The 714-nt window shown below is 49.9% G+C and carries 1 protein-coding gene; it reads right to left on the bottom strand.

Features of this window, described 5'->3' with window-relative positions; translation table 11 throughout:
- Positions 1–703: HlyD family secretion protein (locus R7190_RS27425; protein ID WP_318137875.1), on the bottom strand; the 703-nt coding region annotated here is incomplete at its 3' end.
- Positions 704–714: the final 11 nt, after the last annotated feature.

Here is a 714-nt window from a genome sequence, read left to right on the forward strand (position 1 = left end):
CGCGCACGTTCAGTGTTGCCCACGCATCTTCAGTGTCGATGACGGTCACGACAGGGAAGCCCTGCGGTGCAAGCTCGCCGCTTTGTAAAAGTACTTGAGATACTTCACCGTCAAACCAACTGTAGATTTGAGTATCTTTCGCATAGGCTTCCACTTCAGCAACTGCGCCAGATGCCATACGAGCTTTCTCCGCCGCGGCCACTTTGGTTTCGCTACGAGCCCCTTCTTTCGCCATCTCATACATCTGGAAAGCTGCACTTTCGGTGTATTTAGAAGCCTGCCATTGGGTTAGCGCTTCATCACGTTTTTGCTCGGCAACCACGCCATCTTTATACAGGTTGTTCACGCGGTTATAGGTTTTTTCCATCAAATCCGCTGCGGCTTTCGCTTTTAGCCATTGGTCTTTCGCGGCTTGAATTTGTTGCTCACGTGCGCCTTTCTCTGCTTCTTGCGCTAGTGCATCTGCCGCTTTTTCACCAGCCTTTGCTTGTTCCAGTTTCGCTTCGATTTCTGGGCTGTGAAGCGTAAAAATTAACTGGCCTTTTTCAACATCATCGCCTTTGCGAACCATCACTTCGTCGATGCGACCTGGGACTTTCGATGAAATGCTGTATTGCTGAGCTTCAATCAAACCTTGCAAGCGAACTGGTTCTGGCTGATAAGCTTGGTAAAACTGATAGCCAACCCAAGAAGCCACACCCAAGGCGCAAAGTG

The sequence above is a fragment of the Vibrio sp. 1078-1 genome (assembly GCF_033340475.1).